Genomic DNA, 20,020 nt, shown 5'->3' on the forward strand with positions numbered 1-20,020 from the left:
GCCTTTCAGTCCTTTTGAAAAGCAGACCTTGGTCGCGAAGCTACACTTCATTAGACTAAGATTGACCGTGCACGGCATTCATCGCGACACGTAGCAAAGTTCAGGTGACCGTGAAATTTAGCTCGCGATACAGTTGGAAATCATCCACCCAATTGATCCCTAGATCGTCACATGCATCTGGTAGCTTCGTTGATCCAAGGCGCTTGGTCCGTTTTGACTTCTCTCGTGTCACCACCGTTCGGTTAACTGGATCAACGAGTGCGTAAGCAGCCAGAAATGGGTCCTTGCCATACTTCGTGTGCTCGATGTCATTGAAGGCTGGATCGGTCCCCTGATATCCGTCGTTGACGACTTGTTGGATCAGTTCGGGATTGATTTCCTCATCAAGGATCAGAGCCGCTTTCACATCTGGCTCATTGATCCATTGGACATGAAGACCATCGCCAGTGAATTCTTCATGAACCTCCCAAGGCATCTTGATCGACCCGGCTTCCGCCTGAGCGTGCACCCAGTCCCAGAACGGCTTCACTCGGTCGACCGGATAGAAGGTCTCATGGGCTTCGATCAGCGTGTTAGCGTCGAGCAGATACATCATGAAGCATGGCCATTACCATGCATGTTCTTCCGCCGGACAACTTCTACGAAGTTAAGAAATCCCGGAATGGAAATGGCTTTTGCTCCAAGCAGTCGCGCGGCATTGGTGTGAGTCAAGTTGCGTTCTTTGAAATTGCGGTGCACGACATCAACCAACGCAGGGCCAAGATTGTGGTACTTAATGACGTAGCCCGATGGGCCACCGTCATTTTCTTTCTGCTTTGCTTTTTCTTTCTTAACGTTGGCCAACCACCTTTGGTGATACTCTTGACGCAAAGTTTGATAAGCTCCGTCAGTCAATTCTCCGGTGCGTTGAAAGCGATAAGCAACCATCGGTTCGCTAACCGACCAGCGGCTTGCGACAAGATCGATGCAAGCACGTGCGGCTTCGGTATCGTTAGCGCCAAATTTTACGCCGGCTTTGCGAAAATAACCTTCTGGCAAAAGAAACTCGCCCGCAACGTCGTTGCAGAGCCGTTCAATCCTGGCGCTGTCCGTTTTCGGTTGCTCCGTGGAGACACTGCCACTTACACCTGTCTGCCCAAGGAAAATATGGGCAAGTTCATGTATCAGCGTAAACGCACGCGCGGGTCGCGCGTCCTTTGCGTTGATCACGACAAAGGGTGCCACGGGGTCGGCAATAGCAAACCCGCGAAAAACATCGGCACCAATCGAGAGCGTGTGGTGCCCCAAGTCGCCGAGTACGAGGACGAAGACACCCGCGTCCTCCGCCGCAGCGCGCAACCTACCAAACAGGGCGTTTGCGTCGCCCTTCCGCAAGGAAATGTCGGTGTGATCAAATGCCAAGGCACTTGAGATCATCTCAACTATCTTGCCGACGCCAAGGCCAATGTCTGCCGATCCAACAAACTTTGGGGCTTCGAAGTCTTCCTCATCAAGAAGGACATCTCGGACCATCTCTTGCCGGGCTTTCACATCACGTAAAAGCGCATCCAACAAGCCGTTGTCACGTTTACCACGTGAATCTGGCGTTTGCCGGAAATCCTGACCCCGCTGACCGGTCTTTGGTGGTTCGGCCAAGTAGAAGTTGATCAGTGGCCGTTTGTAGACGTTTGCGAACTTGGCCAATTGATTGCGTGTAGGCTGCTTCTCACCTGCTTCCATGGCGGCAAGCTTTTCCGTAGCGGTGCTTTTCGACGAGTCTCCGAAGCCCAATTTGCGCGCCGCATCCTCTACGTCAAATCCGGCGGATTGACGTGCCCAAACGAGGATCTCAGGATTGACGGCGATGGACATGGTTTGGCTTCACAGGTCTGATATGCTCACTATAGCTATGTCATCTCGTGGCCTGATCCTAGGCCAAGTTATCTCAATCATGCGGATTTCAGGCCCGTGTGAGGTGAAAGACTCGTTTCTGATAAGATGGTCACCGTCGTCGGCTCCGCTGCTTTGCGCCCTGTCACTGCCGACATAGAAAGGCTTTCGATTGTGTCACCTCGTTGATTGCTTCTTTGGCAAAGGGCGCCGCAGCGGTACCTCAGTCTTCAGATGTCTTCTCAGGGCCGCCCTGGCGAACGGCCCAAAATGTTAGATTTCAATAGCTTCCGCGATAGCCAAAGCATCTTCGAGCTCCACACCGAGATATCGGACTGTGCTGTCCATTTTCGTATGCCCGAGAAGCAACTGTACGGCGCGCAGATTGCCAGTCTTCTTGTATATCTGCGTCACCTTGGTGCGGCGCATCGAATGGGTGCCGTATGCTGTCGCCTCAAGGCCAATCGACGTCACCCAATCTCGGACGATTCGTGCGTATTGGCGGGTCGAGATATGCAGACGCTCATGGAAGCGACCCGGCCACAAGTACTCTGAGCCGACCATGAGTTCATCCTCCATCCATTTCTCGACAGAGGCGCGCGTCCCTTCGGAAATCTCGAAGCGCACCGGTTTTTGCGTTTTGCTTTGCAAGACCGACGCCCGTTCTTTTATCTGACCTGAAGCCATGACATCCACGACTTTCATTTTGACCAAGTCGCAACCTCGAAGCTTGCTGTCTATCGCCATATTGAACAGTGCGAGGTCGCGATGGTTCTCGGCAAGTTCAAGCCTCACTCGGATTGCCCAAACATGTTTCGGTTTCAGGGGCCGCTTTTGACCAACAATACGGCCTTTGTTCCAAGCGGGCCGAAGCGCGCGAATGGCAGGTAAGTTTGGTGTTTCCATGACTGATCCTCCGATCCGCCATTCCCTCCCACAACGACAACCCGACGTTGACTGAGGCAACTTATCACGGAATGCTGCACTGCAACCGAGGTCTCAAATGAGCCCAAACCTACCGGATGCTGCAGTTGGAACGCGTGTCGGCTATTAGGAATTGGAGGCTGTAAGCAAGCGCTCTCTGAGCAAGCTTATCACTTCTTGAGCAGTGGTTATGTCGTCTACCGCAAGGCCTTCGGACAGGTCATTTACCCACGGAACTTGCAACGCGATCGCCTCTTCGTACACCTTTTGGCCCTTTGACGTCAGCACCACCAAATGCGCGCGTTTGTGTTGGGGGTTCGGCAGAAGCTCGATAATTCCTTCGTTTGCCAATTCATTTACGATGCGTTGTACGCCTTGGCGGTGCACGCCCATGTTGCGCGCGTGCCAGGCAACGGATTCCGGTTTGTCCGCCTGAGCGAGAGCGCCAAGTATCTGCCAGCGTGCGCTGGTCAATCCCAGCTCCGCGACCAGCCGGTCGCCTGCCAGCTGCAGCCTGCCATTCAGCCGGAACACATCCAGTATCAAAGCTGTGACGGCTTCACCGGCCTCGGACCATTTTTCATCTGCCATGGCAAATGCGTATTGGTTTGACAATGCGTTGTCAAAGTCGTTATTGAGTCAATAATTGACAACATGTCACCAATTTTCAATCCAAGGAGTATGTCAGATGGTCAACTTCAAACCTCTCGACCCCGATTGTCCGATTGACCAACAGCTTGGCGTTGACGCCGGGCCGGTCGTTTTGGTCAATCTGTTCACCGTAGACGCTGGCGACCAGGATGCATTGATTGCCGCCTGGAAAGGCGACGCGGAGTGGATGAAGAAACAGCCCGGTTACATCAGCACACAGCTGCACAAGGCCGTTGGCGAAAGCTGCATGTATCTGAACTACGCCATCTGGGACTCGGTCGCCGACTTCCGCGCGGCCTTTACAAACCCGGAGTTTCAAAGTGCGCTCAGCCACTATCCATCCAGCGCCGTGACTGCTCCGCATCTCTTCGAAAAGGTTGCTGTGCAGAACTGCTGTACCGCCTGACGGTCACTCCAAGAAAGCGATGAACCATTGAAAAAGCGCATTCACGCCATCGCCGGTGGTATCGGCTTCGTGACGATCTTGAGTTTCTGGACTTCGACAGCGATCAGCGAGCTGTTTGCAAGCCATGAAACGATTGCCTCGATCAAAAGTTGGATTCTGAACGGCATGTTCATCCTAATTCCCGCAATGGCAATCGTTGGGGGATCAGGCATGGCAATGGGCCGTCGTCGTAAGGATGCCCCGGCCAGGGCCAAAAAGAAGCGTATGCCGATCATCGCGCTGAATGGCCTGCTGATACTCTTGCCCGCGGCCTGGTTTCTGGCTGGCAAGGCGGCCGCAGGCGAATTCGACAGCACCTTTTATACTATTCAAATCGTAGAACTGACCGCCGGTGCGGCCAACCTCACTATGATGGGTCTGAACATTCGCGACGGTCTGAAAATGACAGGACGGATCAAGCGCACCAATTGAGGCTATGTTCTAGGTTTGTGCAACGTAGCGGACATTTGAGTCTCCAGATTTGACGGCAGCTAAGTCTAAGGTTTGTGGCTGCTGTCAGCGTGAGCTGCAGCGGCGATAAATCTGACAAGGAGGAAAGCGCGGGTAGCTTTCGCGGCTATGGGGATTGTGTGCAACCGTCGCGTTGGTTGGGGAGCGGAGCGGCAGCCGCTTTGGTGTCATGGCGCGTTGACCGATCGTCTTTGATGGGTAGATGGCGCCGTCTGGACGCGCGCGCTGGTTTTAACATCTTTTTCGCTGTCGACGTCATGAGACTGGTCGCAATGGCCGGTCCGGCGCCTCCGGAAGGTTGGGCCGGGTTCGATTGATGGATCATGCGGCATCCTCCCAAGGTGGCGCGCGGGATCGCGGGGTTTGACCGCTCAGGAAGGTTTCGATGATACGCATCGTGCCGCCACATTTCGGGCAAGGCTGAAGCTGGCCGTCTTCGTCTTCGTCAGCGCCGGTGAGCGGAGCTTCGTCGGCCATTTGATCCGGCTCTGGTTCGCTGTCGAGCAAGCGCCTGATCATCGCGATCCGGTCACGACGGATGCCGTTGGCGAGGAAGCCCGCATGGCGGATGCGGTGGAAGCCGGAGGGCAGGACGTGGATCAGGAAGCGGCGGATGAACTCCGCCGTTGGCAGGCGCATAACCTTCATGCGATCGCCCTTCTTGATCCGGTAGTCCTTCCACCGGAAGGCCACGGTGTCGGCATCTGCGCTGACGAGGCGGTGGTTCGAGATCGCGACCCGGTGGGTGTATCTGCTGAGGTAGGCCAGTACGGCTTCGGGTCCGCCGAAGGGTGGCTTGGCATAGACGACCCAGTCGGATTTGCGCAGCGGCGCGAGACGGGCCTGGAAGGTATCCGGATCGGTCAACTCCGACAGATTACCGAAGAAGCGCAGCTTCCCCGCCTGGTGCAACCTGGCCAACCCTTCGAGGAACAGACGCCGGAACAGCCGGGACAGGACCTTCACCGGCAGGAAGAACCCCGGGCGACAGCCGATCCATCGCGTGCCATCTGGTGACATTCCTCCGCCTGGCACGATCACATGCACATGTGGGTGATGCGTCATCGCCGAGCCCCAGGTATGCAAGACGCTGGTCATGCCGATCCGTGCGCCCAGATGTTTGGGGTCGGCGGCGATGGCCAGCAGTGTCTGGGCCGAGGCCTTGAACAGCAGCCCATAAACCGCCGCCTTGTTCTGGTGCGCAATGACCGCGACTGGCGCAGGCAGCGTGAACACCGCATGGAAGTACTCGACCGGCAGCAGGTCCTCCATGCGCGCCTGCATCCAATCCTGTGCCGCGCTGCCTTGGCACTTCGGGCAATGCCGGTTGCGACAGGAGTTGTAGGCGATGTGCTGATGATCGCACTTGGTGCAAGCCGACACGTGCCCACCCAGGGCGGCGCTGCGGCACGTCTCGATCGCGGACATGACCTTCAACTGATGCAGGTTTAGATGCTCGGCTTGCGCGCCGCGATAGGCAGGACCATGGGCGCGGAAGATATCCGCGACCTCCAGTCTGGGACGGGACATGGGACCGGGGTCAGCCGGACCCAGCCTCCCGTCGCACCAGCAGGTCGAGCGGGCTGGTCACATCCCGGATCGTCTTGGTCGCCACCTTGGTATAGACCGTCGTGGTCTCCAGCTTGGCATGCCCGAGCAATACTTGGATCACCCGGATATCCGTCCCGCCCTCCAGGAGGTGTGTCGCGAAGCTGTGACGTAGCGTGTGCGGAGAGACCTTCTTCCTGATCTCGGCGAAGTCGCACGCGACGCCAAAGGCGCGGTTGAACTGCCGCGTCGAGATCGGATCGACCCGGTTGCGACCAGGAAAGAGCCAGCCTGCGGGCCGCGCTTCGCGGTAATAATCCCGTAGCAATTCCAGCAGGCTCGGCGACAGCATCACGTGCCGATCCTTGCGGCCCTTTCCCTGGTCAACCCGGATGAGCATCCGGTCGCTGTCAATGTCCCCGACCTTGAGGTGCGTGACCTCGCTGGCGCGCAGCCCGCCGCCGTAGGCCACGCTGAAGGCAGCTCGGTACCGCAAACCCGGCCCGGGTGCCGCTTCGAGGATACGCGCAACCTCCTCGGCGCTCAGCACCACGGGAATCTTCTTGGTCGCCCGCTGGTAGCGCATATGCCGCTTCATCTCGGGGCGCGGGCATGTCGTCGCAAAGAAGAAGCTCAGCACCGTCAGACGGTTGTTGAACGTGGGCGCCCCAACACCCCGCTCCTTCATGTGGAGTTGGAACGCCCGCAACTCCTCAGGGGTCGCGCTATCCGGCGCATGCCCCAGAAAACGCGTGAAGTCGCGCATCGCCCGCAAATACATCGTCTGCGTCTTGGGCTGCAGCCCCTTGATCCGCATGTCTTCGAGAAAGCGCTGGCGCAGCGCAGGCACATACTGGTCCGTCATCGGAACCTCCTGTCATCAAATTGAGAAGGTCCCAATCGTCCAACAGGCGCGCCCATCTACAAAATCGCGGCGCCCAGTTCAGCGCGCATCACCCGCCAAAAGCGCCAATACCGCGAGAGCGGTTTCGTCCCTGTCCCGCGCTGCAGTCATCCGACCCACCCCAAATGCCGCGCACTGCACGAATGTCCGTAATGCGGGCTGCTGGTGCAGCATTCAGAGATCAGGCTCAAGGTCGGCTTTGGGCCGGTCAGTCGCTTCCAACCACCAATACCTCAGACACGCCTCGCCGGCCTTGCGATCGACCCAGTTGAACGATCACATCTATGGACTTGCGGATGTAGGTCTGAACTTCGGCAAAGGTTAGCGGTGTTCCGGCTTGCAGAACCATAATTGCCAGGCGGTCAATGGCCAGTTCAGCGGTTTCCGCGTGAATCGTGGTGACCGATCCGCCGTGGCCAGTATTGATCGCTTCGAGATATGTGAGTGCTTCGGATCCGCGCAACTCGCCCAGTACAATTCGGTCCGGCCGCATACGAAGGCTGGCTTGCAGAAGCGCGTTTGTTGAGCGTTCAGAAGCCGGTATGCGTTCCGCAAGGAGGCAAACCTTGTTCGGTTGGGTTGGAAACAGTTCGAAGGCATCCTCGATCGTGATCAGCCGCTCGTCGTTCGAGACCGATTTTAGCAGATGCCGCGCGAACGTGGTTTTGCCGGTGGACGTTCCACCACTGATCAAAAGGTTCAGTCGATGCCGAATAAGCAGCGACAGTGCGCCAGCAAGGTCTGACTCTGCAAGCTTCTGAATTTCTTCCACCTTTGACTGTCGTCGTTCATCGAGCGAAACCGGCGCATCGAAGAGATATTCGGGCTCGAAGGTCGTCTGATCGCCGATGCCGAACAGCCGGATAGAGATTGCAGCACTCCTCTCGACTGCAGGCGGAACGACCACTTGAATGCGTAGCGGTCGGCCTTGGTACTCGATTTTGCCCGAGACCAATGGCGATTTTTCCGAGACTTTTGCGCGGGCATCCCCGACCAGTGTCGCTGCAAGGTTGGACGCGGCTGAGTCGTCGATCGTGCGATCGACGCGCTCCATTGCCTCTGCGCCCTGACGTTCAACCCAGACAAGTCCATCGGGATTGATTGCCAGTTCAACAACGTCTTCGCCGAGGATCAGATCGCGGTATGGTTCCAGATACTGTTCGAGATATGAGGATGGCAGAGCCGTATCGCTCAATAGACCACGACGTCCCTGTCGACGAGGACAGTCACCATCGCACCTTGATCGACATATATGGTCGGGGAGATCGATACCTGATCGGCAATGACCGAACTTGTCGCATCCTCAAGGTCGTTTCCGACTTCTTCCAGGACCTCGCGGGTAACTTCGTCCTCGGTTGAATTCGCCGCGACGGCGGGAGCGGCACCGATGATCGAAATCAGCGCAGCACCTCCAAACCGCTCGTCAAACTTGGTGTCTACAAGCCCGGTCAAGCCTGATCGTCCAAGCTGATCCCCACCAACCGACGCAATCTGCATGGACGCCCCATCTGGCGTGAGAATGCGTGTCCAGAGCACCAGTATCCGCTTCTGATTCACCTCCACGCCTGATCGATACTGCCCAAACAAGCGTGATCCACGCGGGATGAGAATAGCATCCCCGGAAAAAGCATAGACCGGCTCTGCGACGACAGCGACGACGTTTCCTGGCAGATCACTGTTGATGGCGGTCTGAAGCGCGGCCTGAATGACCGACCCTTGCGCGAGGGTCCGGTCTGGGCGTTCCATCTGCGTTGCTTCGTCCACTTCAAGAGGTTGCGCCGCACCCCTGAGATAGGTCTCGTTCTCATTCAGAGGAATGTCAGCGCTGGCCGGTCCGTTCGGAGGGCCGCCTGTGCCGGAGGGCGACGCGGTTGACCCCGTAGAATAAACAACAGCGGGTGATCTGATCTGGGCCGTCATAAGCTCGGCGGCTTTACGCTCGGCCTCGCGACGCTGTTGTTCTTGCTCCTGCCGACGTCTTTCCTCAAGGAGTTGTTGATCCCGGATCAGTGCATCATTGGCACGCTCTGCTTCGAGCGCCTCGCGCTGCGCGCGTTCCGCGTCTAGAAGGCTCTGAAGAGAATTCAGGCGGGTTTCGTTTTCTCGCTCAAGGGTGGCCAGCCTCTCGTCGCGCTCTGCCACTGCCGCCTCCAGCGCGCTCGTCTGATCGGCGAAGGCATCCCGTAGGTCACTTACAGCTGATTGGATCTCGGCGTTTCGCTCCGCTTGCGCCGCAGCCAGTGCTTCGCGGAGTTCCGCGAGTTCTGCCAAGACTTCCGCGCTTGGTTCGATTTCTGGTGTGGCCGGGGCAGGCACTTCGAGCGCTTCTTCGACAGCGATAATTGCGTCGTTGACCCGCTGGTCGGCTTCGTCGGTGGGGAACTCCAAACGTCCACCGTTGGAAAGGCGATCATCCTGAAATGGCTCTACGTCCGAGGTTTGAAGGCGGTCGGTATCGGTTTGCCATTCGGTTGCAAGGAAGTACGCGACGCCCGCACCGCCCAAGCTGAAAGCGAGCGCAAGCGCCGTGACACCGAACCGAGAGCGTGACTTCCTTCGGCTGCCGTCATTGAACTTGCCGAGGCGTTCTTGAAGGTTGGGATCCTCCGCCATCGATCAGTTACTCACATAGATGGTGGAGGTGTCGCGGTAGATGCAGAGTGCATCCTCGCCCAACCGCAGTGTCCAGAACTCATTTACGCCAGAGACGCGAACCGTATTTCCGGTCTGCGTCCAATTGATCGTCCTCTCGCGGCCACGATTGTCGGCTTTGAAGATCGCGGGTTGGCGCCCGGTCTCAGGAAACGTGAAATAGGTGAATCGACCGTCGTCGTAGACGGTGACAGGTCGGAAATCTCCGTCGCCCGCAACCTTGTAATTGTAGTTGCGCGGGGCCTGAAATCCCTTTGGTTGCGCACTGGCCGACGTCGCGCGTCGGTCGTCGCCCGGGTAGCGAAACCGCACTTCGAAAAACATGCCGGTACGCCCGGGGATGGACCCCTCCCGGAGATGGAATGTGTAGCTACGACGGTTGGTGATGACGCTCATGTTGGTCGACGCGCCTTGCACATGCGGTTTGATGGTCAGAACGTTCCCGAGCTCCGGGATAGGATCGACCTGAAAGCTTTCGGTATCGCCCACGATCACGGCCTCGAAGCTCTCGCCCTGACCAAACTGAATCGTAGTTGAATGCCGAAGGTCCGTTTCAATCCGGAAGACCTGTTGCTCGTCATAGACCGCATAGCGGATACGAATGTCCTTGGGGCCTCCCTGCGGTGTCGCCTCCGCAAGCGCCTCGCCTGATGCCAGTGTGATCAGCAGAAAGGGCAGGGCGGTACGCAACACCATCGTTCAATTCTCCAAGGTTTCGGCATCGACGCGGTACGAAGTCACGACGAAGCCAAGCGGGTTCGCCCAGACTTGCTGAAGCCGCTGACGGGTCTCCGGCCGAAACTCATATCGGAGTGTGGCCACGTAGGGCCTTGTCACCGTACGGTTGTCCCGCGGTTTTCGAAGGGTCTTTGTAAAGCGGACCTGGGCAACACCGGCTTCGACCTGATTGACCGACCGGATCACCACATCGATCTTTGCCTCACGGCCATAGACCGAGATCGGGTAGTTAGGATTCGTGGACGACCAAAGATCCCGAAGGGTGCGCGCGGCATCTTCATCCGACCTCTGCAGAACGGAGTTGATCCGCTCTTCGCCATCCGTCAGATCGTAGGTCTCGCGGTCGTCCACATAGGCGACCAGGTTGGCCTGAATGACGGCATCGCTCTCATCGAGCGTGAGCGCTTCGACGGCGGCAACCCGGTCCATTTCTCCCGTTTCCTTGTCAACCACGACCACAAACGTCTCCACCGTCTTCAACGGGAACAGCGATACGGCGCCTACAAATCCGATAACGCCGACGATTACGCCCGCCGCGGCAACGAAGTAGGCAAACCGCTCTCTCCGCCTCGGACCGAAGATGAAGTCTGCCTCAAAGGCGTCCTGATCGAGCTCGGCACGCGTCATGTCTTGCGAAATGACTTGGTGAGCGCGAGCGCGGCTGCCGGTGTGCGCCTGATAAGCTCGTTACTTTTCGTGGCTGCACCGCTGACATCACGACGCAACTCATAGGGTGTCCGACCAGTGAGCACACGTCCGGCCCCACCTGCACCGTATTCGCTTGCATTGACCACGCCGCGGCGCGCCAGCCCTGTCAAACCTATGGCGTTCGACGCGATCCCCATCACACCGGTGAGGTTCGAAGCGATAAACGGAACCGCGGCCATAACGCCCGCGGACAGGAGCAGAATGACCAGAAAGGGGAGGATCAGACTGACAGTTTCGACATTGTCAGGATCAGCAGAGGCATCCCCGATCGCCTCGGCGATGGCCACAATAATGCCAGCGGCACCCGCCGCCGCAACTGGCATCAGGGCGTAACCGATGGTGGCGCGGGTCCAAGCCTCAAACAGCGACTGGGTCGGTTTGAAGAGCGATGTGAGGATCATGAACGGTGCGATCACGATCATCAGTGTGAAAACGATCCGGGCATAGGCAATGATCCCGGCGGTAACTGCCGCGAACACGGCGGAGAGGACAAAAAAGATCGCGCCTAGGACGGCCCCGAACACCCACCCCGCGCGGTCCCCGATCGCATCGCCGTAGGCCGTGATCCGGTTGACCATGCTGTCTAGGCTTTCGTACACGCCAGCTTCATCGCCGGAATCGGTTAGGTCTAGGATTGCCGCCCCAATGCCATCTGGTACGTCCACGGCAATTCGGTAGACGATCTCGAAGTTCGCCCAACTCTGCGCAAAAATGGATATGAGAGTGAACTTCAGGCCAAAAGCAAAAGCGCTCCCAAATGTCATGGGGCGAAGCTGCATCACAACAGAAATGCCGAGTATGACAAGTAGAACGACACCGCCGATGGACAGCACATCGCCGATCACCGCTGCAGCGTCTATGAAACCTGACTCGGCGACGCTGTCGATCGCTTCATCGACTTGTTCGAGTATATCTCGAATAATGCCCATCAGCTTCCGCAGGCCGCGTCACGTTCTGCCAATAGCCGATCCGCAAGCTTTCTGAGCTCAGATGTGTCAAAGGGGCGTTTCTCGTCATCGAAAACGTGGTATTCTGTGCTTGCTTCCAAGACTTGATCCCATTCAATCGAGGTGAAAAAGCAATCGCACGAACCGGTTTCTTGCCATTTTTTGGCAGCCATGATGCGTAGGATCGCGCGGTAGCCGTTGCGAATGTAGGCGGTCTCCGCGAGGTCCTTCGGTGGCCGCGGCGCTTTGCATTCGCTCTGATCTTCGGTGGGTTGCGCCATCGTTTCAAACCCGTCCCGAGAGGTTTGAGCGCGCACGCTGATTGTGGAAGCGGCGATCAGGATTGCAAACAGGAGGGTTGTGGAGGGGTGGATCATTTCGGGACCTCCATCGAGCGAAATTTTCGTTCTTCCGCCAGCGTGGCCGCATCGACGACACCGAGTTGCCCGCCGTTGACCCCCGCCGCTGCCTCGAGACGCCAGATTTGGGTGAGGATGATCCCGAGTTCTGCGGTGACGCGCGTGTTGAGATCGACGGCCGCCTTCAATCCGTCTTGATCGTCGATCAGGCCCACCATGGATTCCAGCCGACCAAGGCTTTCGCCCGCTTCGCTGTGGCTTTCCTGAGCAGCGACAGAGAGCATCGCGCTGGATCCGGCCTGCACCGCGATACGATTGTCGGCAGGTTCCTCGCTTGTGGAGAGCGATGTCAGGCGCTCCTGCGTGAACCCGCTGCCCGACAGGACGCGCTCGACCGCGGCGTCCAACTCCGCGCCCGGGCGAAAGCCGCTCAGGAAATCACCGCTCGATATGGCCTCGGCCGTCGCCAGCGGCGCGGTCAACTTGCCGCGTACACGTTCGAATTCTTCGACCGTCGCAAACAGCTGGCCAAGCTCATTACCGTCAACCAGGGAGGCTAGTTGCGCTTCGAGATTGAGAAGCTGGCTGAGTTGGGTTTCCAGCTCCTCCCGCATGGTCGCGAGGTGCTGAAGCTGAACGTTCAGATCCTCAGCCATGTGTTCAAGTTGAAGAACAAGCTGCCGGAGGTTCGAATTGTCAAAGGTTGGCACACCTTGTGCATTGGTTTGATCTGCCGGCGTGACGGCCATCAGTGTGGCTAAGGCGGTTCCGAAGGTCTTTCCTTTCATCTGACTACTCCCATGCGCATGAAGTCGCGTTCAGCAAGACGGTCAGCGGCCAGATGTTGGCCATGCGCTGCCTCGCGCTGACGGTTGGCAGCCATCAGGCGAACACGAAGGTTGAGGATGCGGCCGATCTCGGCCTTGGCGTAGGTGTTGAGCTCGAAGGCACGCTTGATGTCCGGCGTTTCATCGATCTGCCGGATGATCGCGGCGAGCCGATTGATCACCTGTTGCGTCGTCGCATGGCTGTCGGCCGCATAATAAATGCTGGCTTCCGAGATGCTGCTGTATTCGGCCAGAGCCATGTCGGATGGGGACAGCGTGCCGAGCGCATCGGCACCGCCGACAACAGCCAGGTACTCGTTGTAGAACCTGGAGATGTTGCGGACGTAGCCTTGGGTCTCTGCAAACGGCGGGACACCACCATATTCCTGAACTCGGCCCGGCCCGGCGTTATAGGCCGCAAGCGCGTGCGGGATATTCCCGAAGGTATTGAGCTGCGTGGTGATGTAGCGTGCGCCGCCGCGCAGATTGTCCATCACATCGTATCGGTCCACGCCCATGTCCGACGCGGTTCCGGGCATCAGCTGTGTAAGACCATAGGCCCCGACTGGGCTTTGTGCAGTCACGCTGAACCGGCTTTCCTGCTTGATGAGCGCCTGAAACAGGCAACGCCACTGGGTGGCGGACAGTCCAGCCCTGCGGACACCGGGTGCGCCAGCAAACTCTCCCGCCACGCGCACGATCGCCATCTCGATGGTTTCACGGCCCTCGCCAAAGAGCCTGCTGTCCATCGGATGATTTGAGGTGACCGGATAGATGTCTCCGACAGGGAAGTCGGCATTGCCTTCCAAGGCCCTGACATCGAGGCCCGGTCCCGAAAGGGCGGCCGACATTGCCTCCAGAACGCGCAACTGATCTGCTTGCACAGAAGACAGCGATCTTGCTGTTCCCAGCTGATTTTGTTGTGTCTCTATGTCTTCGCCCAAGTGCGAGAGGATCGAGAAGAGCTGTCCCAGCCCCGCATTGTCTTGTGTCGGAACGCCTTGCGCCTCGGCGGAAGGAGAGGCACAGACCAGGAATGTGGAGACCCCCGCGACCAGCCTCATTGGGGTCGTCCGATGTCTTCGAAGACGCAGTCCTGCGACAGGTTTGTCGCGAACGACAGGGTGTCCAAGTTGGCCCGCGAAACCGTGGGCTTTCCGTCATTGCCAAAGCAGGGCGACGTCGCGTCCGTGTATCGCTCACAGGCGGCAAGCAGGACAGCGAGACAAATGAGGCCTAGTCGCATGCGATCCTCCAGAAGTCTTGGGTGGTGCGCCAGTTGCGTCCAAGGCGCGCTTCGCCGGATTGTCCGCCCCCCAGAATTGGCAGCAGAGGACCGAGTGCGGAGAGATCGGCATCGATGAACACGCTGTCGCCCGCGGACCGGACCAGGGCGATCCGTTGCCCAGCGGTGGACCGGGTCAGCAGGTCAGCTTCCTTTTCGTTGACCCTGAGGAAATCGTAGTCGGCAGGTGTCGCCCGGTCATTCGGGAACAGGATTTGCGTCGGCACGGTTTCGATGATCGTTTTCCCGACCCGGGCCTCACGCAATTGGCTGGGGTACTGCGTCATCATCACGACGACGCAGTTCATCTTGCGGAGTGTCACAAGCCAGTTCTCAAGGCGGGCCGCAAAATACGGATCGTCGAGGAGCTTCCAAGCTTCATCGAGAACAATCACTGTCGGGTGGCGATCCTCCACAAGCCGTTCGATCCGACGCAGGATGTATGACAAGACGGCCATGCGCTCGGTCGACATGTCCAGAATCTCGGTCATGTCGAACCCGATAATGTCGCCCGCCATATCGAGGGGTGCGCCATCTGACGGCTCATCAAAGACCCAGCCAAACCGTCCGCCCGGAGCCCACTCGCCAATCCGGGCCTGTAACTCACCTTCATCGTCAAGCGATTGGAACAGGGTCTGAAAGGATGTGAAACGTTGTAGCGATGGCCCGGCTTGCGCGTTTTGCGACACCGCACTCTGGATGTGACGCGATTGCTCTCCCGATAGCTTTCCAGCATGGGCCAGAAGTGTCGCAAGCCAATCCGAGAGCCAGGCACGGCCGCGTTCGTCAGTTTCCGTTTGGAGCGGGTTCAGGCCGGTGGGGATGCCTGCAAGGATCGTATTGTAGCGACCGCCCAAAGCACGAACGGCCATCTCCAGTCCCCGATCCTTGTCAAAGAAGAACAATCGGGCCCCAATCCGTTGCGCCTGGGCTGCCAGAAACGCCGTCGTGAGGGTTTTGCCGCTACCTGTCCGCCCCAAAACAAGCGTGTGGCCGACCGTGGGTTCTCGGTCTGGAGATCCGGATTCATGAAAGCTGAAACCATAGGCAGATGTGCCGGTCGTCGGGAACACTGTCAGGCGTGACCCCCATGGCGTGTTTGTGTCGGAACGGCCTTCGACGCAGCCATGCAGCGCCGAAAAGTCGGCGAAATTCGTGGTGGAGATGGGCGTTTTTCGCGCTCGATATCCGAAGTTTCCGGGTGCTTGTGCAAAGTAGGTCGCCTTGAGCGCCATGTTCTCGCGCACGATCACGGCCATGATTTCCTGGCCGAGGCGTTTGACCTCCGCGGCGGCCTGTTCGAGCGTCTCTTTGTCAGGTGCGTAGACGGCGACGGACAGGTGGTGGTCGCCGAAGGCGATCCGCCCGGCTTCCTGATCGTCAGCTGCCTCCATCAGCTGATCGCGCAAGGACACGGCGGCATCATCGGCGGCACGCATTTGCCGGACAATTCGCTGGATCCGTTCCGCCATGATGTTGGTGGGGATCGGCGAGAAAGAGTTGGTCAAAACGACATCGAGGGGCAGGTCGAGGCCGTCAAACAGAGAAACATCGGTGAGGGCAGGGTAGCTCTTGATGCTGAAGATCGCGCCAAAGCGTGTGGCATCCGTTGTCGCGCAGGCAATGGTCGCCGTGTCGCCATCGAATGTCGCGCGGCAGGAGCCGAGCGCATAGGCGAGCGGCAGGGGCGCAGCTGGCTTGGCAATTGGCGCGTATTTCCCAGTCAGTAATGTGCTCAGGAACCCGAGCCATTCACCGGTGTTCCTGTCGAGCCGCACCGGTTTGGCAGAGCCAAGAGCGGTTTCAAAGAACCCCGTCACTTCGTTCAGTTCCCGCGCGCGGGCGGCACGGTCCTTCATCCATGTGCGCTTGGCAAACGCGTTGAGCAGCGGGATCCGTGCGCCGATTTCCGGACGCCGGAGAATGCTTAGGTAGAGCTGCGACTTCTTGGGCGCGAGATCAGAGATGTGCGTTTGCCACCGGCGATCGATTTTGGCCGCAAAGCCGTCGCCTTCCACGGAGGTCAGCGCCACATCCTGTGGCACAAACATGCGATGCACGTAAAAGCCATAAAGGTTTCCGGTCTGGGCAATAACGGCTGCAACAGCGCGTTTCATTGCGTCGAGATCGGCATCTGGTGTTGTAGACGACGCAAGACCATCAAGGCGCAGGGTTGCCATCAGATCGCCCTCGCGCAGAACCATGATGTTCGATCCGGCAAAGCTGACGAAAGGCAGATGTTCGGCGAGATGGCTTTCGCGTGCCAAAGCCGCCCCGCTGACCTCGAAGAGCGCTGCACTTGGTTTTGCATATCCGACACCGTCAAGCGCCATAGCTGTCTCCCCTGTGCAGGGATCGGTTCCGCGTTCCCCGCACCGCCCCATAGGAAACGCGCAGCACCTCGAAGAAATGCGGCTCCTTGTCGGCCACAAACCAAAGCACCGGATAGGCGAGGAATCCGACAAGGAAGAAGATCAGAGACTTCGTCCAGATGAACGGCAGGACCACGCCAAGTGACAGCACCACAAGGTAGCCGACTGGAAGACCGAGGTACTTTGGCGGGCGTGCGAGTCCAAGGAAAAGGGGAGAGCGTTCGGCCATCAGGTGAACCCGTCAACGATGGTGCCCGCCGAGAAGATCAGCACGATCCCAATGACAACGGAGGCAAACCAGCCCCAGTTTAGCCGCCCCATCATACACATGAAGCCGGTTCCGATGACCGCAAGCGTCGCAACGGCGATCCCGATTGGACCGGTTAAAGCTGCCTCTACCGTCTCGAGCATGGTCTGAATTGGCGAGAGGTCCTGGGCGAGGGCAGGGGTGGCCCACAGCAGCACGGCTCCGATCACAGGAGGCAGAAATCCTGGTGGCAGTCTTCGCATGGGCTTCCCTCGTTTCTTGTGTCCTATTTGAGGCCCAGTACGACGGCTGGGCGCCTTTGGTCGCGCGCCGTCGTGCCGGGCATGTTTTGGAGCGGAGTGTTAGAGAGCCGCGCGCGAATTCGGTGGACGCGCGCGATGTAATCTCGTGTCTCAGGAAATGGTGGCACACCGCCATATTCCTCAACACGTTGGGGTCCGGCGTTGTAGGCAGCAAGTGCAAGGTCGATGTCTTCGAAAGCGGCAAGTTGCGCCAGAAGATATCGCGCCGATCCGTCGAGGTTTTGTGCGATATCGACTCTGTCGACGCCCAGGTCCCGCGCTGTCGCGGGCATGAGTTGGCCCAACCCGTAAGCCCCCTTTGCGCTTCTGGCGGTTGGTCGGTAGGCGCTTTCCGCTTCGATTAGTGCGCAGAACAAGGCCATCCAGTCGTCAGGACCGAGACCCATCGCCCTGACCGCTTCATTGCCTTCGTGCCTTGTGGCGGTCTGTCTGATCGCCTCAAGAATGTTGCTCTGTGGCGTGGCCGCGAAGCTTCGAGCGTCCCCTAGAGGTGCCTCTTCGTCGGCTCGGCCGTGGAATGTCCAGCCGTCAGTTGTCCGGACGCTGCCGTCCCGACCGAAGATCATCACCTCCGCCGACAGCATCGAAGGTAACAGCGTAGTCGAGGTCAAAACAAAGAGCGCGGCCGTCACCGAATTCACGGTGATGTTTGAAGAGGCCTGGCCAGATGTTGAAGAGGCGGGGTTCAGGACCATGTGGGCCGAACCGTGTTGAGACCAGGATCGCCTCGGGCTCTCCTGCACGGAGGTAAACACACTGATAGCGGGGCTTCCCATCGTCCGTGAACTCGACAAGCTCGTACCGACAGCGGAAGTCGACTCCCGACCCGATGAGGTCTTTCACCCCATCAATGGTAATCAAAATCTGGTCTCTTGCGATCGGCACCGGGCTCCCCCACTGGGAGCCCTTCTACAATCGGCAGCATTCCGCAGAAAGGCATTACTCTGCAATATGAAATATTGCACAATGTGTAATTTGAGCGAGAATTGGCCTAGAGACTCAATGGAGGCCGATATGAAACTTGCTCGAACAGGTGCGCTGGCCGTGGCCGCGGGGTTGGCGTTCGGTGCGGAGGACGCGCGCGCCTACGACATGGACTGCGCGATCATGCTCTGTATGGCTGGTGGGTTTCCCTCAAGTGCTGTGTGCTCAGCAGCCTATGCCGAGATGATCCGGCGTATCACGCCCTGGCCGAGCAGGCCGCCTTTCGGGGTTTGCACCTACGCTGCCGTTCCCGTTGCTTTGGGAGGTCCAGGCGGAAGCGCGGCCTTGGATATTTCGACACCGGAGTATTCCTGGCTGCGCCGGACCCGCGTTCTCTGGTGGAGGGGTCGCTCCTATGAACCGCGGGATGAACCTCGTCAGTGGGACTGGTCGGTCCGATCATGCGATCATGAAAATCAGAACTGCCACTATATCGTCCGGGTCTATGGGTCTCATACGCCCTGGCCGGCGTCCTTCACCTCTGAGAATGGCCAGAACCTCCCGACCCCAGGGTCTGGCGGGCTTTGGTTTTTCTACAGTCGGGCCGTCATGATGGAATATGGCGATTACGGAGGGGCCATGGACTACACCGACTGGGTCAATTACTGACGCCCGCTGCCATTGCTATAGGTATTCGATGTCAGCGCGGGCCTGAGCCGCCAGTTTCGACAGGCCATGTCGGGTCAGATCGAGAAGAAACTCCGACGGGGACATCGCTGGGTTGTCATACCTTTTGCGGACGCGGCGCAACGCGCGCGCGCCACCCGAGGGAAACAAGTCGTATGTGTTTGCGAGCATGTCATCCGCACCAAGCGTCTCAACGCCATACTCGTCCAGAACTTCGCTTGGAAAGTCCTTATGATTTTCTGTCACGATGACTTGGGCTGAGCAGCGGATCGCCGCAGCGAGGACGTGACGGTCATCCGGGTCCGGCAGCTTCAATCCGGCCATCAAAGGCTGGTGGCCTGTTACGAAGCATTCTTCGAATGTGCTTCTGATCACCGCTTCTTGCTGGCGAACGCTCTTCTCGAGATGCGGTTTGAGCCTGATCAGGTTGCGCGTCCATTCGTCGAGGATCTCGTCCGTCACCCGCGCCCTGAATAGCCCCTCCTGCGTAAACGTCAGCAGGACGTCGCGAACGCGGAACGGGAACAGGACGTTCGCATCAAGGACAACCACGAAGGGGTTGGCCACAAAACTCATGCCTTATCGAATTCCTGACCCAGTCGTGCCAAATCTCGCATTGCCTGTTCCTGGCGTTGCGCCTTCTCCTCTCGGTACTGCATGAGCGCCGTCAATGGCACGCGCCGATGCTTGCCGACTTCTTCAAATCGGATCTGTCCTTCCTTGAGGAGTTTCGTGAGGTGGGGCCGGGACACATTCAGCATGTCTGCCGCTTCTTGGGTCGTGAGCATGGTGCCAACCGGAACCAGCGTCACCATATTTCCATTGCTGACGTGACCGAGCAGTTCGATGATCAGCTTTCCGACAGCCGGAGCGATGCTAACAGGATCACCGTTCTCTCCGGACACCTTCAAGCCGCCGTCCAATTCCATCGCGACCGCGATCGCCGTCGCGGCATGCGCGGCGCTATCGATTTCCTCGGCGGTCGGCGGACGCTCCATGAGCCCGCTCTGAGCCGGTTTTTCTGCTGTATCGACCACGATTTCCCTCCTGCTTTTAGCCTCTAGATGCACCGCGAGCCGCTCACTTACAAGAGAAATAACCGGAATAAGTGAAATAAGCGTAACGATTCCGATAGACGC

At 58.4% G+C, this 20,020-nt stretch carries 25 protein-coding genes; 3 read left to right on the forward strand and 22 right to left on the reverse strand.

Features of this window, described 5'->3' with window-relative positions; translation table 11 throughout:
- Positions 1–100: 100 nt before the first annotated feature.
- The 4 genes from KIN_RS20890 to KIN_RS20905 all read right to left on the reverse strand — a co-directional run bounded on the left by KIN_RS20890 (position 101) and on the right by KIN_RS20905 (position 3,384).
- Positions 101–595 carry a DUF4411 family protein gene (locus KIN_RS20890; RefSeq protein WP_159810827.1) on the reverse strand — a complete coding sequence of 165 codons (495 nt, stop codon included), beginning with the start codon at positions 593–595 and terminating at the stop codon, positions 101–103.
- Positions 592–1,851, reverse strand: a complete 1,260-nt coding sequence (locus tag KIN_RS20895; protein ID WP_159810829.1) for an ImmA/IrrE family metallo-endopeptidase — start codon at positions 1,849–1,851, stop codon at positions 592–594. The genes KIN_RS20890 and KIN_RS20895 overlap by 4 nt, the downstream gene beginning before the upstream one ends.
- Positions 1,852–2,142: 291 nt before the next feature.
- Complete coding sequence (locus tag KIN_RS20900) at positions 2,143–2,775, reverse strand: tyrosine-type recombinase/integrase (RefSeq protein WP_037306600.1); 633 nt, start codon at positions 2,773–2,775, stop codon at positions 2,143–2,145.
- A gap of 144 nt (positions 2,776–2,919) precedes the next feature.
- Positions 2,920–3,384: a MarR family winged helix-turn-helix transcriptional regulator gene (locus KIN_RS20905; protein ID WP_159810831.1), complete on the reverse strand. Its 465-nt coding sequence runs from the start codon at positions 3,382–3,384 to the stop codon at positions 2,920–2,922.
- Between the two features lie 97 nt (positions 3,385–3,481).
- Between KIN_RS20905 and KIN_RS20910 the strand changes: the two genes are divergently transcribed.
- A complete protein-coding gene (locus KIN_RS20910; protein WP_159810833.1) occupies positions 3,482–3,850 on the forward strand; it encodes an antibiotic biosynthesis monooxygenase family protein in 369 nt (122 codons plus the stop codon).
- A gap of 27 nt (positions 3,851–3,877) precedes the next feature.
- Positions 3,878–4,321 (forward strand): hypothetical protein, encoded by a 444-nt coding sequence (locus KIN_RS20915; RefSeq protein ID WP_159810835.1) that lies wholly within the window; start codon positions 3,878–3,880, stop codon positions 4,319–4,321.
- 360 nt (positions 4,322–4,681) lie between these two features.
- Here KIN_RS20915 and KIN_RS20920 read toward each other — a convergent pair whose 3' ends face one another.
- The 16 genes from KIN_RS20920 to KIN_RS22620 form a co-directional block, all read right to left on the reverse strand.
- Complete coding sequence (locus KIN_RS20920; protein WP_159810837.1) at positions 4,682–5,890, reverse strand: IS91 family transposase; 1,209 nt, start codon at positions 5,888–5,890, stop codon at positions 4,682–4,684.
- A gap of 10 nt (positions 5,891–5,900) precedes the next feature.
- Positions 5,901–6,773 carry a tyrosine-type recombinase/integrase gene (locus KIN_RS20925; RefSeq protein WP_159810839.1) on the reverse strand — a complete coding sequence of 291 codons (873 nt, stop codon included), beginning with the start codon at positions 6,771–6,773 and terminating at the stop codon, positions 5,901–5,903.
- A 247-nt stretch (positions 6,774–7,020) separates the two neighbouring features.
- Complete coding sequence (locus tag KIN_RS20930; protein ID WP_159810841.1) at positions 7,021–8,007, reverse strand: ATPase, T2SS/T4P/T4SS family; 987 nt, start codon at positions 8,005–8,007, stop codon at positions 7,021–7,023.
- Positions 8,004–9,425, reverse strand: a complete 1,422-nt coding sequence (locus tag KIN_RS20935; RefSeq protein ID WP_159810843.1) for a TraB/TrbI/VirB10 family type IV secretion system protein — start codon at positions 9,423–9,425, stop codon at positions 8,004–8,006. The genes KIN_RS20930 and KIN_RS20935 overlap by 4 nt, the downstream gene beginning before the upstream one ends.
- A 3-nt stretch (positions 9,426–9,428) precedes the next feature.
- The gene (locus tag KIN_RS20940) at positions 9,429–10,160 is read right to left on the reverse strand and encodes a TrbG/VirB9 family P-type conjugative transfer protein (RefSeq protein ID WP_159810845.1); all 732 of its coding nucleotides are present in this window, start codon (positions 10,158–10,160) and stop codon (positions 9,429–9,431) included.
- A 3-nt stretch (positions 10,161–10,163) separates the two neighbouring features.
- Positions 10,164–10,829: a VirB8 family type IV secretion system protein gene (locus KIN_RS20945; protein ID WP_159810847.1), complete on the reverse strand. Its 666-nt coding sequence runs from the start codon at positions 10,827–10,829 to the stop codon at positions 10,164–10,166.
- Positions 10,826–11,839 (reverse strand): TrbL/VirB6 family protein, encoded by a 1,014-nt coding sequence (locus KIN_RS20950; protein WP_159810849.1) that lies wholly within the window; start codon positions 11,837–11,839, stop codon positions 10,826–10,828. The genes KIN_RS20945 and KIN_RS20950 overlap by 4 nt, the downstream gene beginning before the upstream one ends.
- Positions 11,839–12,234, reverse strand: a complete 396-nt coding sequence (locus KIN_RS20955; RefSeq protein WP_159810851.1) for a hypothetical protein — start codon at positions 12,232–12,234, stop codon at positions 11,839–11,841. Before KIN_RS20955 ends, KIN_RS20950 begins: the two co-directional genes overlap by 1 nt.
- On the reverse strand, positions 12,231–12,965 hold the full coding sequence (locus tag KIN_RS20960) for a type IV secretion system protein (RefSeq protein ID WP_159810963.1): 735 nt from the start codon (positions 12,963–12,965) through the stop codon (positions 12,231–12,233). The genes KIN_RS20955 and KIN_RS20960 overlap by 4 nt, the downstream gene beginning before the upstream one ends.
- A gap of 35 nt (positions 12,966–13,000) precedes the next feature.
- Positions 13,001–14,107, reverse strand: a complete 1,107-nt coding sequence (locus KIN_RS20965) for a lytic transglycosylase domain-containing protein (protein WP_159810853.1) — start codon at positions 14,105–14,107, stop codon at positions 13,001–13,003.
- Positions 14,104–14,289, reverse strand: coding sequence for a hypothetical protein (locus KIN_RS20970; protein WP_159810855.1), 186 nt, complete (start codon positions 14,287–14,289; stop codon positions 14,104–14,106). The genes KIN_RS20965 and KIN_RS20970 overlap by 4 nt, the downstream gene beginning before the upstream one ends.
- A complete protein-coding gene (locus KIN_RS20975; protein ID WP_159810857.1) occupies positions 14,280–16,661 on the reverse strand; it encodes a VirB4 family type IV secretion/conjugal transfer ATPase in 2,382 nt (793 codons plus the stop codon). The genes KIN_RS20970 and KIN_RS20975 overlap by 10 nt, the downstream gene beginning before the upstream one ends.
- Complete coding sequence (locus KIN_RS20980; protein ID WP_159810859.1) at positions 16,651–16,929, reverse strand: VirB3 family type IV secretion system protein; 279 nt, start codon at positions 16,927–16,929, stop codon at positions 16,651–16,653. The genes KIN_RS20975 and KIN_RS20980 overlap by 11 nt, the downstream gene beginning before the upstream one ends.
- The gene (locus tag KIN_RS20985; protein WP_159810861.1) at positions 16,929–17,210 is read right to left on the reverse strand and encodes a TrbC/VirB2 family protein; all 282 of its coding nucleotides are present in this window, start codon (positions 17,208–17,210) and stop codon (positions 16,929–16,931) included. Before KIN_RS20985 ends, KIN_RS20980 begins: the two co-directional genes overlap by 1 nt.
- Positions 17,211–17,233: 23 nt before the next feature.
- Positions 17,234–17,854, reverse strand: coding sequence for a lytic transglycosylase domain-containing protein (locus tag KIN_RS20990; RefSeq protein WP_306439018.1), 621 nt, complete (start codon positions 17,852–17,854; stop codon positions 17,234–17,236).
- Entirely contained in the window at positions 17,799–18,155 is a 357-nt protein-coding gene (locus KIN_RS22620) for a hypothetical protein (protein ID WP_159810865.1), read from the reverse strand. Before KIN_RS22620 ends, KIN_RS20990 begins: the two co-directional genes overlap by 56 nt.
- Positions 18,156–18,284: 129 nt before the next feature.
- Between KIN_RS22620 and KIN_RS21000 the strand changes: the two genes are divergently transcribed.
- On the forward strand, positions 18,285–18,863 hold the full coding sequence (locus KIN_RS21000) for a hypothetical protein (protein ID WP_159810867.1): 579 nt from the start codon (positions 18,285–18,287) through the stop codon (positions 18,861–18,863).
- 15 nt (positions 18,864–18,878) lie between these two features.
- Here the strand turns inward: KIN_RS21000 and KIN_RS21005 are convergent, their stop codons facing one another.
- Both KIN_RS21005 and KIN_RS21010 read right to left on the reverse strand, forming a co-directional pair.
- Complete coding sequence (locus KIN_RS21005) at positions 18,879–19,457, reverse strand: PIN domain-containing protein (RefSeq protein ID WP_159810869.1); 579 nt, start codon at positions 19,455–19,457, stop codon at positions 18,879–18,881.
- Complete coding sequence (locus KIN_RS21010) at positions 19,454–19,918, reverse strand: helix-turn-helix domain-containing protein (protein ID WP_159810871.1); 465 nt, start codon at positions 19,916–19,918, stop codon at positions 19,454–19,456. Before KIN_RS21010 ends, KIN_RS21005 begins: the two co-directional genes overlap by 4 nt.
- Between the last annotated feature and the right edge of the window lie 102 nt (positions 19,919–20,020).

Source organism: Litoreibacter roseus (genome assembly GCF_009811795.1).
GTDB classification, from domain to species: domain Bacteria; phylum Pseudomonadota; class Alphaproteobacteria; order Rhodobacterales; family Rhodobacteraceae; genus Litoreibacter; species Litoreibacter roseus.

Bases quoted from the DNA above. Each gene is read 5' to 3' on its own strand.
- KIN_RS20890 (WP_159810827.1), bottom strand. From the start codon at position 595: ATGATGTATCTGCTCGACGCTAACACGCTGATCGAAGCCCATGAGACC.
- KIN_RS20895 (WP_159810829.1), bottom strand. From the start codon at position 1,851: ATGTCCATCGCCGTCAATCCTGAGATCCTCGTTTGGGCACGTCAATCC.
- KIN_RS20900 (WP_037306600.1), bottom strand. From the start codon at position 2,775: ATGGAAACACCAAACTTACCTGCCATTCGCGCGCTTCGGCCCGCTTGG.
- KIN_RS20905 (WP_159810831.1), bottom strand. From the start codon at position 3,384: ATGGCAGATGAAAAATGGTCCGAGGCCGGTGAAGCCGTCACAGCTTTG.
- KIN_RS20910 (WP_159810833.1), top strand. From the start codon at position 3,482: ATGGTCAACTTCAAACCTCTCGACCCCGATTGTCCGATTGACCAACAG.
- KIN_RS20920 (WP_159810837.1), bottom strand. From the start codon at position 5,890: ATGTCCCGTCCCAGACTGGAGGTCGCGGATATCTTCCGCGCCCATGGT.
- KIN_RS20925 (WP_159810839.1), bottom strand. From the start codon at position 6,773: ATGACGGACCAGTATGTGCCTGCGCTGCGCCAGCGCTTTCTCGAAGAC.
- KIN_RS20935 (WP_159810843.1), bottom strand. From the start codon at position 9,425: ATGGCGGAGGATCCCAACCTTCAAGAACGCCTCGGCAAGTTCAATGAC.
- KIN_RS20940 (WP_159810845.1), bottom strand. From the start codon at position 10,160: ATGGTGTTGCGTACCGCCCTGCCCTTTCTGCTGATCACACTGGCATCA.
- KIN_RS20945 (WP_159810847.1), bottom strand. From the start codon at position 10,829: ATGACGCGTGCCGAGCTCGATCAGGACGCCTTTGAGGCAGACTTCATC.
- KIN_RS20950 (WP_159810849.1), bottom strand. From the start codon at position 11,839: ATGGGCATTATTCGAGATATACTCGAACAAGTCGATGAAGCGATCGAC.
- KIN_RS20955 (WP_159810851.1), bottom strand. From the start codon at position 12,234: ATGATCCACCCCTCCACAACCCTCCTGTTTGCAATCCTGATCGCCGCT.
- KIN_RS20960 (WP_159810963.1), bottom strand. From the start codon at position 12,965: ATGGCCGTCACGCCGGCAGATCAAACCAATGCACAAGGTGTGCCAACC.
- KIN_RS20965 (WP_159810853.1), bottom strand. From the start codon at position 14,107: ATGAGGCTGGTCGCGGGGGTCTCCACATTCCTGGTCTGTGCCTCTCCT.
- KIN_RS20970 (WP_159810855.1), bottom strand. From the start codon at position 14,289: ATGCGACTAGGCCTCATTTGTCTCGCTGTCCTGCTTGCCGCCTGTGAG.
- KIN_RS20975 (WP_159810857.1), bottom strand. From the start codon at position 16,661: ATGGCGCTTGACGGTGTCGGATATGCAAAACCAAGTGCAGCGCTCTTC.
- KIN_RS20980 (WP_159810859.1), bottom strand. From the start codon at position 16,929: ATGGCCGAACGCTCTCCCCTTTTCCTTGGACTCGCACGCCCGCCAAAG.
- KIN_RS20985 (WP_159810861.1), bottom strand. From the start codon at position 17,210: ATGCGAAGACTGCCACCAGGATTTCTGCCTCCTGTGATCGGAGCCGTG.
- KIN_RS20990 (WP_306439018.1), bottom strand. From the start codon at position 17,854: ATGCTGTCGGCGGAGGTGATGATCTTCGGTCGGGACGGCAGCGTCCGG.
- KIN_RS21000 (WP_159810867.1), top strand. From the start codon at position 18,285: ATGAAACTTGCTCGAACAGGTGCGCTGGCCGTGGCCGCGGGGTTGGCG.
- KIN_RS21005 (WP_159810869.1), bottom strand. From the start codon at position 19,457: ATGAGTTTTGTGGCCAACCCCTTCGTGGTTGTCCTTGATGCGAACGTC.